This is a genomic window from Ectopseudomonas toyotomiensis (assembly GCF_900115695.1).
GTDB lineage: Bacteria > Pseudomonadota > Gammaproteobacteria > Pseudomonadales > Pseudomonadaceae > Aquipseudomonas > Aquipseudomonas toyotomiensis.
In genome coordinates this window covers 299,509-314,493 of sequence record NZ_FOXK01000005.1, presented here as the reverse complement: position 1 = coordinate 314,493, position 14,985 = coordinate 299,509, and the positions used below count along the sequence as shown (strand labels likewise).

The window sequence follows — 14,985 nt, the reverse complement described above, 5'->3', positions numbered from 1 at the left end:
CCTACGATCGAGTACGTCCTACGCTCCGTATCCGGCCAGCGACGCTTTCAGCTCGGCCTCGATGGCCGCGCGGTCAAGCTGCTGGCCGATCACCACCAGGCGACTCAGGCGCGGCTCGTCGGCCTGCCAGGCGCGGTCGAAGTGGCGGTCGAAGCGCTGGCCCACGCCCTGCACCAGTAGGCGCATGGGTTTGCCAGGGATCGCCGCGAAGCCTTTCACGCGCAGGATGCCGTACTTGGCCACTGCCTCCTTCAACGCGGCGAGCAGGCGCGCCTCCTGGGCTTCCGGTAGTTCCACGTGGAACGAGTCGAATTCCTCGTGATCGTGGTCTTCATCTTCATCGTCGTGATGAGTGCGGCGGCTGTCGATATGCAGCTCAGCTTCACTGTTCAGGCCGAGCAGCACGTCCAGCGGCAGCTCGCCGCCGTGCGCCTCGATCACCTTGACTGCCGGCGGTAGCTCTTCGGCCACCTCGGCGCGCACGGCAGCCAGCGCCTCGGCGTCGAGCAAATCGGCCTTGTTGAGGATCACTAGGTCGGCGCTGGCCAACTGGTCGGCGAACAGTTCATGCAGCGGCGATTCGTGGTCGAGGTTGGGGTCGAGCTTGCGCTGCTCGTCCACCTGATCGGGGAAGGCGGCGAAGGTGCCGGCGATCACCGCCGGGCTGTCGACCACGGTGATCACCGCGTCGACCGTACAAGCGTTGCGGATTTCCGGCCAGTTGAAGGCCTGCACCAAAGGCTTGGGCAAAGCCAGGCCACTGGTCTCGATGAGGATATGGTCGAGATCGCCGCGGCGCGCCACCAGCTCGCGCATCACCGGGAAGAACTCTTCCTGCACGGTGCAGCACAGGCAGCCGTTGGCCAGCTCGAAGACGCGGCCATTGGCTTCTTCCTCACTGCAGCCGATGGAGCACTGCTTGAGGATCTCGCCATCAATGCCCAGCTCGCCGAACTCGTTGACGATCACCGCGATACGGCGGCCGCCGGCATTGGCCAGCAGGTGGCGCAGCAGAGTGGTTTTGCCGGCACCGAGAAAACCGGTGACGATGGTGACAGGCAGTTTGGCGAGGGTTTTCATGGATGGCCCCGTGGCGTCGGTAAGTTCGGCGGACGGGTACGCGCAGGCGGACACGCAGGAGCGTGCTGGCCGCGTCGGATCACCCCGTCCGAGCATATGGCTGGTCATTCGAGGCAGGTCTCCTGGCTCACGGTCTGCGCGTTGCGCGTCCTTCACCTTCCCGCTGTTGAGCAGTGGCGTATCGAAGGGTTTAAGACCGTTTACAGTTGCGGGGGCAGCCAGGGCATCGACCCTGTTCCCTCTTAGCTCCCCGGCGGTTTGCCGGGAAGAACCTCGAAAGCGAGAAGGCTACGCAGGCCGCGGCGGCCGGTCAATCGCGGTTGACCGCTGGCAGGTGCCATGATGAGCTACATCACCCTCCGACACGAATACCGCTCATGACCGCCAGCCACCTCGATCACCCCGCTGCCCCCCCTAAGGTGGTTGCCGGCCTGGGTTGCCGGCGCGGTTGTGCACAGGACGAGCTGCTCACCCTGCTGACCCACAGCCTGGCCCAACATGAGTTGACTGTGGATAACCTCGTTGGACTGGCCAGCATCGCCCACAAGCTCGACGAACCGGGGCTGCGTGAACTGGCCATGCACGTGAATCTGCAGCTGACATTCTTCACTCCCGAAGCGCTCACGCTCCACCAGCCAGAGAAAGCCGGCAGTCCCCTCATCCGATCCATAACCGGCAGCCCCGCAGTGGCTGAACCCTGCGCCCTTGCCCTGGCCTCACGACTGGGCAAGGCAGCTCGCCTGCTGGGCGATAAAACCCGCACGGCCAACGCCACCTGCGCGTTGGCCACCTTCGATAGAGAACCCGCAGCATGACCGTCTACTTCATCGGCGCCGGCCCCGGCGACCCCGAGCTGATCACCGTCAAGGGCCAGCGCCTGATCTGTTCGTGCTCGGTGATCCTCTACGCCGGCTCGCTGGTACCCGAAGCGGTGCTACAAGGCCATAGCGCCGAGCAAGTGGTGAACACCGCCGAGCTGAACCTGGGCGAGATCATCGAGCTGTTGCGCCAGGCCCATGAGCGTGGCCTGGACGTAGCCCGGGTGCATTCCGGTGACCCGTCGCTGTACGGCGCCATCGGCGAGCAGATTCGCGAGTTGCGTGCCCTGGGCATTCCCTTCGAGATCATTCCCGGCGTCACTGCCACTGCCGCCTGCGCAGCCCTGCTGGAATCCGAGCTGACCCTGCCCGGCATCGCCCAGACGGTGATCCTTACCCGCTACGGCACCACCTCGCCGATGCCCGAGGGCGAGCAGCTGCATGACCTGGCCAGGCACCGCGCAACAATGGCCATCCACCTCGGCGTACGCCATCTGCCGACCATAATCGCAGAACTGCTGCCGCACTACGGCGCCGATTGTCCCATCGCGGTTATCCACCGAGCGAGCTGGCCGGATCAGGACTGGGTACTGGGCACCCTGGCCGATATCGAAGAAAAGGTCGCTGCCAAGGGCTTTCGCCGCACGGCATTGATCCTCGTTGGGCGGGTGCTCGACGCGGGTGCTTTCGCCGAGTCGGCACTGTACGACGCTACCCATCGGCATCTCTACCGTCCCGGGCGCGATTGACCTGGCGATAAACTGAGCACATCGCTGAAAGCCTTGTATTCAGAGGCTTTCGACCACTTATCAACAAGAAAGGCGGGACGTTATCCCAGCCTACTGTGGATAGCCATTCGATGAGGATCAGTTTTTGTACAATTGACTGAAAGACCCATTATTAAGGGGCTGTAGCCAAGTATAACGAGGATATCCACAGGATGATCCACGCCAATTGTTAGCAACTGTGGATCAGAGTTGTACCTCGACCCGCTTGATACCCAATGCCCGCAACTCCACCATCAGCTCGTTCAGGCTGGAGAAGCTCTCCACCTGCTCGGCTTCGTCCACCAGAAAGAAGCTGCGCCCTGCGTCCTTCTTGAAGAATACGATCCATTCGGACGTATTGGCCGGGTTGACCATGACCTGGGTGTCGAACAGCACCCCTTCGTCTGTTCTGCGTTTCACATCTACGCGCTTCATCCTCTCTCCTCTACCAACATGACTCCATGCGACCCGCACCTGAACTGGGCCAGTCAGCGGATTTGCCGCCCAGTTTAAGGGATCGGAACACTTACCGGCGCTGGCGACGATCAGACTTAGCGACCGCAGGATGAAATTCCCGGGGAAGCTCTATATGATTTATATACGAAACATATATGAGGAAGTTTCCATGGGCATCGTCAATATCGATGACGAACTGCACGACCAGATTCGCAGAGCGAGCGCCGTCTCGGGCCGTTCGATCAATGCACAGGCGGGTTTCTGGATTCGCATCGGCATGCTCTGCGAGATGAACCCGACGCTGAGTTTCAATGAACTGATGGTCGCCGAGATGCGTGCAGCCGGCGTGGTGATTCCGCCAAGAATGGCGGACGCCTCATGAGCAAGACGCCGCAACAGATCGCCCTGATGGCGGAATCCGGCAGGTTGCTCGCGTCCGTGTTCGGCTACCTGGATCGCTTGGATCTGCTCGGCATGTCGACTCTGCAGGTCAATGACCTTGTGGATAACTACATCGTGGGTGAACTCAAGGCGCGTCCGGCGAGCAAGGGGCAGTATGGTTTCGCCTACGCCATGAACACGTCGCGCAACGAAGTGGTGTGCCATGGCGTACCCAGCGCCAACGATATTCTGCGCGATGGCGATCTGGTGAATTTCGACATCACCCTGGAGAAGAACGGCTACATCGCCGATTCGAGCAAGACCTACCTGATCGGCGAGGTGTCGGACCAGGCTCGTCAGCTCGCCCAAGTGACCTATGAAGCGATGTGCAAGGGCATCGAAGCCGTCAAACCCGGCGCCCGCCTCGGCGATATCGGCCATGCCATCGAACGGCACGCTCGCGCCCATCGCTACTCGGTGGTCAAAGAGTACTGCGGCCACGGCATCGGCCGGGAAATGCACGAACCACCCGAAGTGCTGCACTGGGGCAAAGCCGGCACCGGCCTGACGCTGCGCGAAGGCATGACCTTCACCATCGAACCCATGCTCAACCGGGGAACGGAGGATGTACGCACCCTGCGCGACGGCTGGACGGTGGTGACCCGCGATGGTCAGCTCTCGGCGCAATTCGAACATACCGTGGCGGTCACCCGCGACGGCGTTCGCGTGCTTACACTGCGCCCCGAAGAGCTGCACCTGAGCAGGATTTCGGCGTGATGGAAACGCAAAAGCCCGTCCAGATGGACGGGCTTTTCTTCGTCAGCGGTCTTATTCGACCGTGACGCTCTTGGCCAGATTACGCGGCTGGTCGACGTCGGTGCCCTTGAGCACAGCGACGTAGTACGACAGCAGTTGCAGCGGCACGGTGTACAGGATCGGCGCGAGCAGGTCGTGGATATGCGGCATGGCCACCACGTGGGTGCCCTCGCCGTTGCTCATGCCAGCCTGCTGGTCAGCGAATACGATCAGCTCGCCGCCACGGGCGCGCACTTCCTGCAGGTTGGACTTGAGCTTCTCCAGCAGCTCGTTGTTCGGCGCCACGGTGACCACCGGCATGTCGGCGTCAACCAGGGCCAGCGGGCCGTGCTTGAGCTCGCCGGCCGGGTAGGCCTCGGCGTGGATGTAGGAGATTTCCTTGAGTTTGAGCGCCCCTTCCATGGCCACCGGGTACTGCGCGCCACGACCAAGGAACAGGCTGTGGTGCTTCTCGGCGAACAGTTCGGCGATCTTCTCCACAGTCTTGTCCATGGCCAGGGCTTCGCCCAGGCGGGTCGGCAGGCGACGCAATTCTTCCACCAGTTCGGCGGCCAGCGTCTTGTCCAGGCTGCCGTGCACTTGGCCGAGGGCCAGGGTCAGCAGCATCAGACCGACCAGCTGGGTGGTGAAGGCCTTGGTCGAGGCCACACCGATTTCCGGGCCGGCCTGGGTCAGCAGGCACAGGTCGGATTCGCGCACCAGCGAGCTGGTGCCAACGTTGCAGATCACCAGACTGGCCAGGTAGCCGCCCTGCCCCGGTGCCTTCTCCTTGGCATTGCGCAGCGCGGCCAGGGTATCGGCGGTTTCGCCGGACTGCGAGACGCTGACGAACAGGGTGTCCGGCTGCACCACCACCTTGCGGTAGCGGAATTCGCTGGCCACTTCGACCTGGCAGGGAATCCCGGCCAGCTCTTCCAGCCAGTAACGGGCAACCATACCGGCATGGTAGCTGGTGCCACAGGCGACGATCTGCACGTTCTTCACCTTGGCGAACAGCTCGGCGGCCTGCGGGCCAAAGGCCTGCACCAGCACGTGGTCGCTGCCCAGACGGCCTTCCAGGGTGCGTTGCACCACCTTGGGCTGCTCGTGGATCTCCTTGAGCATGAAGTGGCGGTACTCGCCCTTGTCCGCTGCCTCGGCACCTTCGTGGTACTGCACGGCTTCACGCTGCACCGGATTGCCGGCGGCGTCCCAGATCTGCACGCCGTCTCGGCGGATCTCGGCGATATCGCCCTCTTCCAGGTACATGAAGCGGTCGGTGACCTGGCGCAGGGCCAACTGGTCGGAGGCGAGGAAGTTCTCGCCCAGGCCCAGACCGATCACCAGCGGGCTGCCACTGCGCGCGGCGAGCAGGCGGTCCGGCTGCCTGGCGCTGATCACCGCCAGGCCGTAGGCGCCATGCAGCTCGGGTATCGCGGCCTTGAGCGCGGCGCTGAGGTCGCCCAACTGCTGCAGCTTGTGCTCGAGCAGGTGGACGATGGTTTCGGTGTCGGTGTCGGAGGTGAAGACGTAGCCCAGGCCCTTGAGGCGCTCGCGCAGCTCTTCGTGGTTCTCGATGATGCCGTTGTGCACCACGGCGAGCTCGTGCCCGGGCTCTTTACCAGAAAAATGCGGGTGGGCATTGCGCTCGCTCGGCGCACCGTGGGTGGCCCAACGGGTGTGGGCGATACCCAGACGCCCGCCCAGTGGCTCGGCCTGCAGCGCAGCCTGCAGCTCGCTGACCTTGCCAACACGACGACGGCGATCCAGTGCACCCTGCTCGGTCAGAAGCGCCACGCCAGCGCTGTCATAGCCGCGGTATTCCAGGCGCTTGAGGCCTTCTACCAGAACAGCGGTGATATTGCGCTCCGCGATAGCGCCTACGATTCCACACATGGTTGTCTCCTCAAGTTTCCAGCGGCGCGAGGATCAGCTGGATGCCGCGCGCGCGTATTTGTTCGGCCGCCTGGGCATCCAGGCGCTCGTCGGTGATCAGGGTATTCAGGCTGCTCCAGGGCAGCTCCAGATTGGGAATGCGCCGGCCAATCTTGTCGCTCTCGACCATGACGATGACCTCGCGTGCCACTTCGGCCATCACCCTCGACAGACCGAGCAGCTCGTTGAAGGTGGTGGTGCCACGCTCCAGGTCGATGCCATCGGCGCCGATGAACAGCTGGTCGAAGTCGTAGGAGCGCAGCACCTGCTCGGCCACCTGGCCCTGAAAGGATTCCGAATGCGGGTCCCAAGTGCCGCCGGTCATCAGCAGAACCGGCTCGTGCTCGATATCGCGCAGGGCGTTGGCCACGTTGAGCGAGTTGGTCATCACCACCAGACCAGGCTTGTGGCCAAGCTGCGGGATCATCGCCGCCGTAGTGGTGCCGCTGTCGATGATGATGCGTGCGTGTTCGCGGATACGCGCCACCCCGGCGCGGGCAATCGCCTGCTTGTACGGCGAAATGGGTTGGCTCGGCTCGCTGATCAGCTCCTGCGGCACCGGCACGGCGCCGCCGTAGCGACGCAGCAGCAGGCCGTTCTTTTCCAGGGCGGCGAGATCCTTGCGAATGGTCACTTCGCTGGTGGCGAAGTGCTGCGCCAGGGCGTCCACGCTCACTTCGCCCTGCTCGGCGAGCAAGGCAAGGATGGTGTGGCGACGTTGCGGCGTGTTGCGCTTCGACATGCTTAAGTTTCGATTCGAAAGATAATGGCGCGAATCAAAACATATGATCAAAAAACCCGCAAGCGTCCGTCGATCAGTTCAACGTCAGTTTGACCCCGAAGCCGACCAGGCACAGCCCGCCCAGTTTCTCCAGTCCCCGCGCGATACGTGGGTTGGCGCGCATGCGCTCGGCGAGAAAGTGCGTCAGCAGCACGATCAGCAGGCCGTAGAGAAAGGTCAGCGCCATGATGGTCACGGCCATGAAACCGAAAGTAATCAGACCCTGATGGCGCTGCGGATCGATGAACAGCGGAAAGAACGCCATGTAGAAGATGATGGCCTTGGGGTTGAAGACGGTGATCACCAAGGTTTGCCACAGGTATTGGCGCGGCTTGATGTCCAGCGTCGGCGCCGCCCCCGGCTTGGCCAGGATCATGCGCAGGCCGAGGTAGACTAGATAGGCCGCGCCAAGCCACTGCACCAGATGGAAGGCTGCCGGATAGGCCTTGAGCAACGCGGCGACGCCGGCCACCGCCAACCACAGCAGTACCTGATCGCCAAGCATGATCCCCAGGGTAGAGGCCAATCCACCACGAATCCCGCCTTTGCCGGTGGACAGGATCAGCGCCAGGTTACCTGGGCCAGGAATAGCCAGCAGGATGATGAAGGCCACCACGAAGGCGGCGTAATCCGTCACACCGAACATACAGGACTGCCTCCGGCAGGTTATCCACAGGCCTGGTCACCCAGGCTGGATCGGGTTCACTTCTTGGTGGGGCGCTTCCAGCCTTCGATATTGCGCTGCTTGGCCCGACCCACTGCCAGCGTATCTGCCGGCACATCGCTGGTCACTACCGAACCGGCACCGGTGGTGGCGCGGTCACCCAGCGTTACCGGTGCGACCAGGGCGCTGTTGGAGCCGATGAAGACGTCCTCGCCCATTACCGTGCGGAATTTGTTGGCACCGTCGTAATTGCAGGTGATGGTGCCGGCACCGATATTCGTCCGCGCACCTATCTGGGCATCGCCCAGGTAGCTCAGGTGGCCGGCCTTGGCGCCTTCACCCATTACTGCATTCTTCAGCTCGACGAAGTTACCCACATGGGCCTTGGCACCCAGTTTGGTCCCTGGACGCAGGCGAGCGAACGGACCACAGTCGGCGCCCTCGCCCATCTCGGCACCTTCCAGGTGGCTGTTGGCCTTGACGATGGCACCCCTGCGCAGAACCGAGTCCTTGATCACGCAGTTCGGACCGATCTGTACATCATCCTCGATCACTACCTTGCCTTCGAGGATGACGTTGATGTCGATGGTCACGTCGCGGCCAACGCTCACCTCGCCGCGTACATCGAAGCGATGCGGATCGCGCAGGGTGACGCCCTGGGCCATCAAGCGGCGGGCCAGGCGCTGCTGGTAATGGCATTCGAGCTGAGCCAGCTGGATGCGGTCGTTGGCACCCAGCACTTCCATCTCGTCGGCGGCGCGCTCGGTGGCCACCACTAGGCCATCGGCCACGGCCATGGCGATCACGTCGGTCAGGTAGTACTCACCCTGGGCATTGCTGTTGGACAGGCGGCCCAGCCAGTCGGCCAGGCGCTTGCCCGGTACGGCGAGGATGCCGGTGTTGCCCTCGCGGATCTGCCGCTGCGCTTCGCTGGCGTCCTTGTGCTCGACGATGGCCTGCACCACGCCATCGGCGTCACGAACGATACGGCCATAGCCCGTCGGGTCAGCCAGCTCGACGGTAAGCAGGCCCAACTGATCATCGCTGACCAGGGCCAGCAGGCGCTGCAGGGTGGCCGTTTCGATCAGCGGCACATCGCCATAGAGGATCAGCACGCGCTCGGCGCTTAGCTGCGGCAGGGCCTGGGCCACGGCATGGCCGGTGCCGAGCTGCTCGGCCTGGATGACGAAATTCAGGTCATCGGCGGCCAGCCGTTCGCGCACCTTGTCGGCGCCATGCCCGATCACCACCTGGATGCTCTGCGGCTGCAGGCTGCGCGCGGTGTCGATGACATGCCCGAGCATGGGCTTGTCGGCAACCGGGTGCAGCACCTTGGGCAGCGCCGAACGCATGCGCGTGCCCTGGCCAGCGGCAAGAATGACGATATCCAGACTCATAGAAAGCTCCTTGCTGGGCAAGAGTTGGCCGCGGCCAGAGAGCCGCGCGAAGAAAGCGCTATTTTGCCAGAAACGCAAAGGGGCGACCTAAGTCGCCCCTTTGCGTGATACCGCGATACGCGATCAGCGGCTGCGGCCGCCGAACTTCTTGCGCATCTCTTCGATGGTGCGCAGCTGGGCAGCAGCCTCGGCCAGGCGTGCCGAAGCACTGCCGTAGTCGAACTCGGTACCCTTCTCGCTCAGCGCCTTCTCGGCAGCCTTGCGCGCCTCGATGGCAGCGGCCTCATCCAGGTCGCCGGCACGAACGGCGGTGTCGGCAAGAACCTTCACCATGCTCGGCTGGACTTCCAGGAAGCCACCGGAGATGTAGAACACCTCCTCGGTGCCACCCTGCTTGATCACTCGCACCGGACCCGGCTTGAGATCGGTCAGCAGCGGGGTGTGGCCCGGCAGGATACCCAGGTCACCGAGGTGACCGTGGGCGATGACCATTTCCACCAGCCCCGAGAACAGCTCTTCTTCCGCACTGACGATATCGCAGTGGACTGACATAGCCATAACAATGCCTCGGTTGAGAGGCCGGATCGGGCTGCTGCCCGCTCCGGCCTGGACGCCCTCTGGAGGGCGCACCCGTTACTTACAGTTTCTTGGCTTTCTCGATGGCTTCGTCGATGCCGCCTACCATGTAGAACGCTTGTTCCGGCAGGTGGTCGTAGTCGCCTTTGAGAATGCCGCTGAAGCCGGCAATGGTGTCCTTCAGGGACACGTACTTGCCCGGGGCACCGGTGAAGACTTCAGCCACGAAGAACGGCTGGGACAGGAAGCGCTGGATCTTACGAGCACGCGATACCAGCTGCTTGTCGTCTTCGGACAGTTCGTCCATACCCAGGATCGCGATGATGTCCTTCAGCTCCTTGTAGCGCTGCAGAACATACTGAACGCCACGAGCAGTCTCGTAGTGCTCCTGGCCGATCACGTTCGGGTCCAGCTGACGGCTGGTGGAGTCCAGCGGGTCAACGGCCGGGTAGATACCCAGGGAAGCGATGTCACGGCTCAGAACGACGGTGGCGTCCAAGTGAGCGAAGGTGGTCGCCGGGCTCGGGTCGGTCAGGTCGTCCGCAGGTACGTATACAGCCTGGATCGAGGTGATCGAGCCTTTCTTGGTGGAGGTAATACGCTCCTGCAGAACGCCCATCTCCTCGGCCAGAGTCGGCTGGTAACCTACTGCCGACGGCATACGGCCGAGCAGTGCGGATACTTCGGTACCGGCGAGGGTGTAACGGTAGATGTTGTCGACGAACAGCAGAACGTCACGACCTTCGTCACGGAACTTCTCGGCCATGGTCAGGCCGGTCAGTGCGACGCGCAGACGGTTGCCTGGTGGCTCGTTCATCTGACCGTAAACCAGGGCTACCTTGTCGAGAACGTTGGAGTCCTTCATCTCGTGGTAGAAGTCGTTACCCTCACGAGTACGCTCACCCACACCGGCGAACACGGAATAACCGCTGTGCTCGATGGCGATGTTACGGATCAGTTCCATCATGTTCACGGTCTTGCCGACACCGGCACCACCGAACAGACCGACCTTACCGCCCTTGGCGAACGGGCAGACCAGGTCGATAACCTTGATGCCAGTTTCCAGCAGCTCGTTGGAGCCAGCCTGTTCGGCATAGCTCGGCGCAGGGCGGTGGATTTCCCACTGCTCTTCTTCACCGATGGGGCCGGCTTCGTCGATCGGGTTGCCCAGCACGTCCATGATCCGGCCCAGGGTCGCTTTACCGACCGGTACGGAGATGGCCTTGCCAGAGCTGTTGACGTCCAGGCCACGCTTGAGGCCTTCGGTCGAACCCATCGCAATGGTACGTACCACACCGTCGCCCAGCTGCTGCTGAACTTCCAGGGTGGTTTCGGCGCCAACTACTTTCAGCGCTTCATAAACACTCGGCACCTTGTCACGCGGGAATTCCACGTCGATGACGGCGCCGATGATTTGAACGATACGTCCGCTACTCATCTTTGGTTCCTCTGAATATTTGAACCGTTCTTAAACCGCGGCAGCGCCGCCGACGATTTCCGAAATTTCCTGGGTGATCGCTGCCTGACGTGCCTTGTTGTAAACCAGCTGCAGGTCTTTGATGAGCTCACCGGCGTTGTCGGTTGCGTTCTTCATCGCGATCATCCGCGCAGCCTGTTCGCACGCGCTGTTCTCGACCACGGACTGATAGACCTGCGACTCGACGTAGCGTACCAGCAGCGCATCCAGCAATTGCTGGGCGTCCGGCTCGTACACGTAGTCCCACAGACCTTTCTGTACGCCTTGCGCATCGCTCGCGGCCAACGGCAACAACTGCTGCACTTCCGGCTTCTGCGTCATGGTGTTGACGAACTTGTTCGACACCAGATACAGACGGTCGATACGGCCCTCGGCGTAGGCATCCAGCACGACCTTGACGCTACCGATCAGGTCGTTGATGGACGGCTCTTCACCCAGCTTGCTGATGGCGGCAACCACGTTGCCCCCGTTGCTGCGGAAGAAGCTCGCGCCCTTGCTGCCCACCACGCAGAAATCAGCCTCGACCTTCTGGTCGCGCCATTCCTTCAGGCTTCTGAGCAGCGCCTTGAACAGGTTGATGTTCAAGCCACCACACAGACCACGGTCCGAGGTCACCACGATATAACCGACGCGCTTTACATCACGCTCCACCATGAACGAGTGGCGGTATTCCGGGTTCGCCTTGGCCAGGTGACCGATCACCTGACGAATACGCTCGGCGTAGGGGCGACCGGCAGCCATGCGCTGTTGAGCCTTGCGCATTTTGCTGACCGCCACTTTTTCCATGGCGCTGGTGATCTTTTGCGTGCTTTTGATGCTCGCAATCTTGCTGCGAATCTCTTTTGCGCCTGCCATTTCACACCTTTTGGTTCAAGCAGGCGGGGGCCGAAGCCCCCGCTGCGGTTACCAGGTTTGGGTGGCCTTGAACTTCTCGATACCGGCTTTCAGGCCAGCGTCGATTTCGTCGTTGAAGTCACCCTTCTCGTTGATCTTCGCCATCAGGTCGGCGTGATCACGCTTGAAGAAGGCGATCAGGGCCTGCTCGAAGCTGATGATCTTGGCGACTTCGACGTCCTGCAGGAAGCCACGCTCGGCTGCGTACAGAGACACCGACATTTCGGCAATGGACATCGGCGCATACTGCTTCTGCTTCATCAGCTCGGTTACGCGCTGACCATGCTCGAGCTGCTTGCGGGTGGCTTCGTCCAGGTCAGATGCGAACTGGGCGAAGGCCGCCAGCTCACGGTACTGAGCCAGAGCGGTACGGATACCACCGGAGAGCTTCTTGATGATCTTGGTCTGAGCCGCGCCACCTACACGAGATACCGAGATACCGGCGTTGACGGCCGGACGGATACCCGAGTTGAACATGGCCGATTCCAGGAAGATCTGACCGTCGGTGATCGAGATCACGTTGGTCGGAACGAACGCGGAAACGTCACCGGCCTGAGTTTCGATGATCGGCAGAGCGGTCAGGGAACCGGTCTTGCCAGTCACGGCGCCATTGGTGAACTTCTCGACGTACTCTTCGGAAACGCGGGAAGCGCGCTCCAGCAGACGGCTGTGGAGATAGAACACGTCGCCCGGGTAGGCTTCACGGCCTGGCGGACGGCGCAGCAGCAGGGAGATCTGACGGTAGGCAACGGCCTGCTTGGACAGGTCGTCGTACACGATCAGGGCATCTTCACCGCGGTCGCGGAAGTATTCACCCATGGTGCAACCGGAGTACGGTGCGAGGAACTGCAGGGCAGCCGATTCGGAAGCCGAAGCTGCAACCACGATGGTGTTGGCCAGGGCGCCAGCTTCTTCCAGCTTGCGTACCACGTTGGCGATGGTCGATTGCTTCTGACCAATGGCGACGTAGACGCAACGGATGCCGCTGTCTTTCTGGTTGATGATGGCGTCGACGGCCAGAGCAGTCTTACCGATCTGACGGTCACCGATGATCAGCTCGCGCTGGCCACGGCCTACCGGGATCATGGCATCGACCGACTTGTAACCGGTCTGCACCGGCTGGTCGACCGACTTACGCCAGATCACGCCCGGCGCAACCTTTTCAACGGCGTCTGTAGCGGCGGCGTTGATCGGGCCTTTGCCATCGATCGGGTTGCCCAGTGCGTCAACGACGCGACCCAGCAGCTCCGGACCAACCGGAACTTCCAGGATGCGACCGGTGCACTTGGCGCTCATGCCTTCGGCGAGGGTCAGGTAACCACCCAGTACTACGGCACCTACGGAGTCTTGCTCCAGGTTCAGGGCCATGCCGTACACGCCACCAGGGAATTCGATCATCTCACCGTACATGACGTCGGCGAGGCCGTAGATGCGCACGATACCGTCGGAAACGCTGACGATGGTGCCTTCATTACGGGCTTGAGCGGATACATCAAGCGACTCAATGCGCTGCTTGATGATTTCGCTAATTTCGGAAGGATTCAATTGCTGCATGCCAGTTCCCTCAAATCAGGATTTCAACGCTTCGGCCAGCTTGTTCAGCTTGCCGCGGACCGAACCGTCGATGACCAGGTCACCTGCACGAATGACAACACCGCCGATCAGGGCGGGATTGACCACGGGCGTGGGCTGGACGGTGCGATCGAGCCGCTTGGAAAGGGCGGCAGCCAGAGTTTGCAATTGCTCAGCACTGAGCTCGAAAGCCGACTCGACCTCGACATCGAGGGCGCGTTCGGCTTCAGCCTTCAGCACTGCGAATTGTTCGCGTACTACCGGCAGCAGCGACAGTCGGTCGTTGCTGCCCAGCGAGCGCAGGAAGTTGCTGAACGAAGCGTCGATGTGACCGGCACAGAGCTGCGCCAGCACATTGACTTTCTGCTCATCGGTCAACGCCGGGTTGACCAACTGCTGAGCCATGGCCGACGCTTGAACCGCGGCCGCGGACAGCGACAGCATGTTCAGCCAGGCATCGGCCTGCTGTGCAGCACTGGCAAACTCAAACGCAGCTTTCGCGTAGGGCCGAGCGAGCGTGTTGGTATTGATCATCGCGAGCCTCGCTTAGAGTTGAGAGGCCAGTTTTGCGACCAGATCGTTGTGCGCAGCGCCGTCCACGGAGGACTGCAGGATCTGCTCGGCGCCGGTGACAGCCAGAGCTGCTACCTGCGAACGCAGTTGATCCTTGGCACGGTTCACTTCCAGATCGATTTCGGCTTTGGCGCCAGCGATCAGCTTTTCACCTTCAGAGCGGGCCTGGGCCTTGGCTTCTTCGACGATTGCGTTGGCGGTCTTGTTCGCCCGATCGAGAATCTCGGCAGCTTGCTCTTTGGTTTCACGAAGCATCTGGGCAGCGCGTTCCTGGGCCAACTGCAGATCGCGCTCAGCGCGCCCGGCAGCATCCAGACCTTCTGCGATTTTCTTCTGGCGTTCCTGCATGGCCAGCGTCAGCGGCGGCCATACGAACTTCATGCAGAACCAGACGAAAATAGCGAAGGCAATCGTTTGACCGAACAGGGTCAGGTTAATGTTCACAGCGATTTACCTCGTGCTATCTCGTGTTCAGGGAAGAAAAGCCTGAAGAGGCAGCACTCATCATGCTGCCTCGAACTCAGGAACTCTTAACCCGCGACAACGAAGATCAGGTACATCGCGATACCAACACCGATCATCGGAACGGCGTCGAGCAGACCGGCCATCAGGAAGGTCTTGGTTTGCAGCTGCGGGCCCAGCTCAGGCTGGCGAGCGGTGGATTCCAGCAGCTTGCCGCCCAGCAGGGCGAAGCCGATACCGGTACCCAGGGCACCCAGACCGATCATGATGGCAGCGGCGATGTAGACGAGTTCCATAGTTAGCTCCAGAGTTTTTAGAGGTTAAGGTTACGAGTTAGGGGTTTTCGGGTTTTTCGAT

The 14,985-nt window shown here is 61.8% G+C and carries 17 protein-coding genes and 1 riboswitch; of the genes, 4 read left to right on the top strand and 13 right to left on the bottom strand.

Annotation, left to right across the window (positions count from 1 at the left end; all coding sequences use genetic code 11):
• Window positions 1-18: 18 nt before the first annotated feature.
• A complete protein-coding gene (cobW, locus tag BM186_RS12470) occupies window positions 19-1,080 on the bottom strand; it encodes a cobalamin biosynthesis protein CobW (RefSeq protein WP_074915596.1) in 1,062 nt (353 codons plus the stop codon).
• Between the two features lie 95 nt (window positions 1,081-1,175).
• Window positions 1,176-1,371, bottom strand: a riboswitch (cobalamin riboswitch).
• Window positions 1,372-1,457: 86 nt separating this feature from the next.
• On the opposite strand from cobW, the gene BM186_RS12465 reads away from it, so the two are divergent.
• Both BM186_RS12465 and cobM read left to right on the top strand, forming a co-directional pair.
• Window positions 1,458-1,895 (top strand): cobalamin biosynthesis protein, encoded by a 438-nt coding sequence (locus BM186_RS12465; RefSeq protein ID WP_074915594.1) that lies wholly within the window; start codon window positions 1,458-1,460, stop codon window positions 1,893-1,895.
• Window positions 1,892-2,647 (top strand): precorrin-4 C(11)-methyltransferase, encoded by a 756-nt coding sequence (gene cobM, locus BM186_RS12460; protein ID WP_074915592.1) that lies wholly within the window; start codon window positions 1,892-1,894, stop codon window positions 2,645-2,647. Before BM186_RS12465 ends, cobM begins: the two co-directional genes overlap by 4 nt.
• A 222-nt stretch (window positions 2,648-2,869) precedes the next feature.
• Here the strand turns inward: cobM and BM186_RS12455 are convergent, their stop codons facing one another.
• A complete protein-coding gene (locus BM186_RS12455; RefSeq protein WP_017676253.1) occupies window positions 2,870-3,100 on the bottom strand; it encodes a hypothetical protein in 231 nt (76 codons plus the stop codon).
• Between the two features lie 190 nt (window positions 3,101-3,290).
• Here BM186_RS12455 and BM186_RS12450 point away from each other — a divergent pair, with 190 nt between their 5' ends.
• Both BM186_RS12450 and map read left to right on the top strand, forming a co-directional pair.
• Complete coding sequence (locus BM186_RS12450) at window positions 3,291-3,503, top strand: ParD-like family protein (protein ID WP_074915590.1); 213 nt, start codon at window positions 3,291-3,293, stop codon at window positions 3,501-3,503.
• A complete protein-coding gene (map, locus tag BM186_RS12445) occupies window positions 3,500-4,279 on the top strand; it encodes a type I methionyl aminopeptidase (RefSeq protein WP_074915588.1) in 780 nt (259 codons plus the stop codon). Before BM186_RS12450 ends, map begins: the two co-directional genes overlap by 4 nt.
• A 51-nt stretch (window positions 4,280-4,330) precedes the next feature.
• Here the strand turns inward: map and glmS are convergent, their stop codons facing one another.
• The 11 genes from glmS to atpE form a co-directional block, all read right to left on the bottom strand.
• Window positions 4,331-6,193, bottom strand: coding sequence for a glutamine--fructose-6-phosphate transaminase (isomerizing) (glmS, locus tag BM186_RS12440; protein WP_074915586.1), 1,863 nt, complete (start codon window positions 6,191-6,193; stop codon window positions 4,331-4,333).
• Between the two features lie 10 nt (window positions 6,194-6,203).
• Complete coding sequence (locus BM186_RS12435; RefSeq protein ID WP_074915585.1) at window positions 6,204-6,974, bottom strand: DeoR/GlpR family DNA-binding transcription regulator; 771 nt, start codon at window positions 6,972-6,974, stop codon at window positions 6,204-6,206.
• Between the two features lie 73 nt (window positions 6,975-7,047).
• Window positions 7,048-7,659 (bottom strand): LysE family transporter, encoded by a 612-nt coding sequence (locus tag BM186_RS12430; RefSeq protein WP_074915583.1) that lies wholly within the window; start codon window positions 7,657-7,659, stop codon window positions 7,048-7,050.
• A 56-nt stretch (window positions 7,660-7,715) separates the two neighbouring features.
• Window positions 7,716-9,074 carry a bifunctional UDP-N-acetylglucosamine diphosphorylase/glucosamine-1-phosphate N-acetyltransferase GlmU gene (glmU, locus tag BM186_RS12425; RefSeq protein WP_074915581.1) on the bottom strand — a complete coding sequence of 453 codons (1,359 nt, stop codon included), beginning with the start codon at window positions 9,072-9,074 and terminating at the stop codon, window positions 7,716-7,718.
• Between the two features lie 123 nt (window positions 9,075-9,197).
• Window positions 9,198-9,632, bottom strand: a complete 435-nt coding sequence (locus tag BM186_RS12420) for a F0F1 ATP synthase subunit epsilon (RefSeq protein WP_017676260.1) — start codon at window positions 9,630-9,632, stop codon at window positions 9,198-9,200.
• Window positions 9,633-9,711: 79 nt separating this feature from the next.
• Window positions 9,712-11,088, bottom strand: coding sequence for a F0F1 ATP synthase subunit beta (atpD, locus tag BM186_RS12415; RefSeq protein WP_064493638.1), 1,377 nt, complete (start codon window positions 11,086-11,088; stop codon window positions 9,712-9,714).
• Window positions 11,089-11,118: 30 nt separating this feature from the next.
• The gene (atpG, locus tag BM186_RS12410) at window positions 11,119-11,982 is read right to left on the bottom strand and encodes a F0F1 ATP synthase subunit gamma (RefSeq protein WP_072425164.1); all 864 of its coding nucleotides are present in this window, start codon (window positions 11,980-11,982) and stop codon (window positions 11,119-11,121) included.
• Window positions 11,983-12,030: 48 nt separating this feature from the next.
• Window positions 12,031-13,575: a F0F1 ATP synthase subunit alpha gene (atpA, locus tag BM186_RS12405; protein WP_072425163.1), complete on the bottom strand. Its 1,545-nt coding sequence runs from the start codon at window positions 13,573-13,575 to the stop codon at window positions 12,031-12,033.
• A 15-nt stretch (window positions 13,576-13,590) separates the two neighbouring features.
• Window positions 13,591-14,127, bottom strand: a complete 537-nt coding sequence (locus tag BM186_RS12400) for a F0F1 ATP synthase subunit delta (RefSeq protein ID WP_072425162.1) — start codon at window positions 14,125-14,127, stop codon at window positions 13,591-13,593.
• 12 nt (window positions 14,128-14,139) lie between these two features.
• Window positions 14,140-14,610: a F0F1 ATP synthase subunit B gene (locus tag BM186_RS12395; RefSeq protein ID WP_072425161.1), complete on the bottom strand. Its 471-nt coding sequence runs from the start codon at window positions 14,608-14,610 to the stop codon at window positions 14,140-14,142.
• 86 nt (window positions 14,611-14,696) lie between these two features.
• Window positions 14,697-14,924, bottom strand: a complete 228-nt coding sequence (gene atpE, locus BM186_RS12390) for a F0F1 ATP synthase subunit C (protein WP_003241387.1) — start codon at window positions 14,922-14,924, stop codon at window positions 14,697-14,699.
• Between the last annotated feature and the right edge of the window lie 61 nt (window positions 14,925-14,985).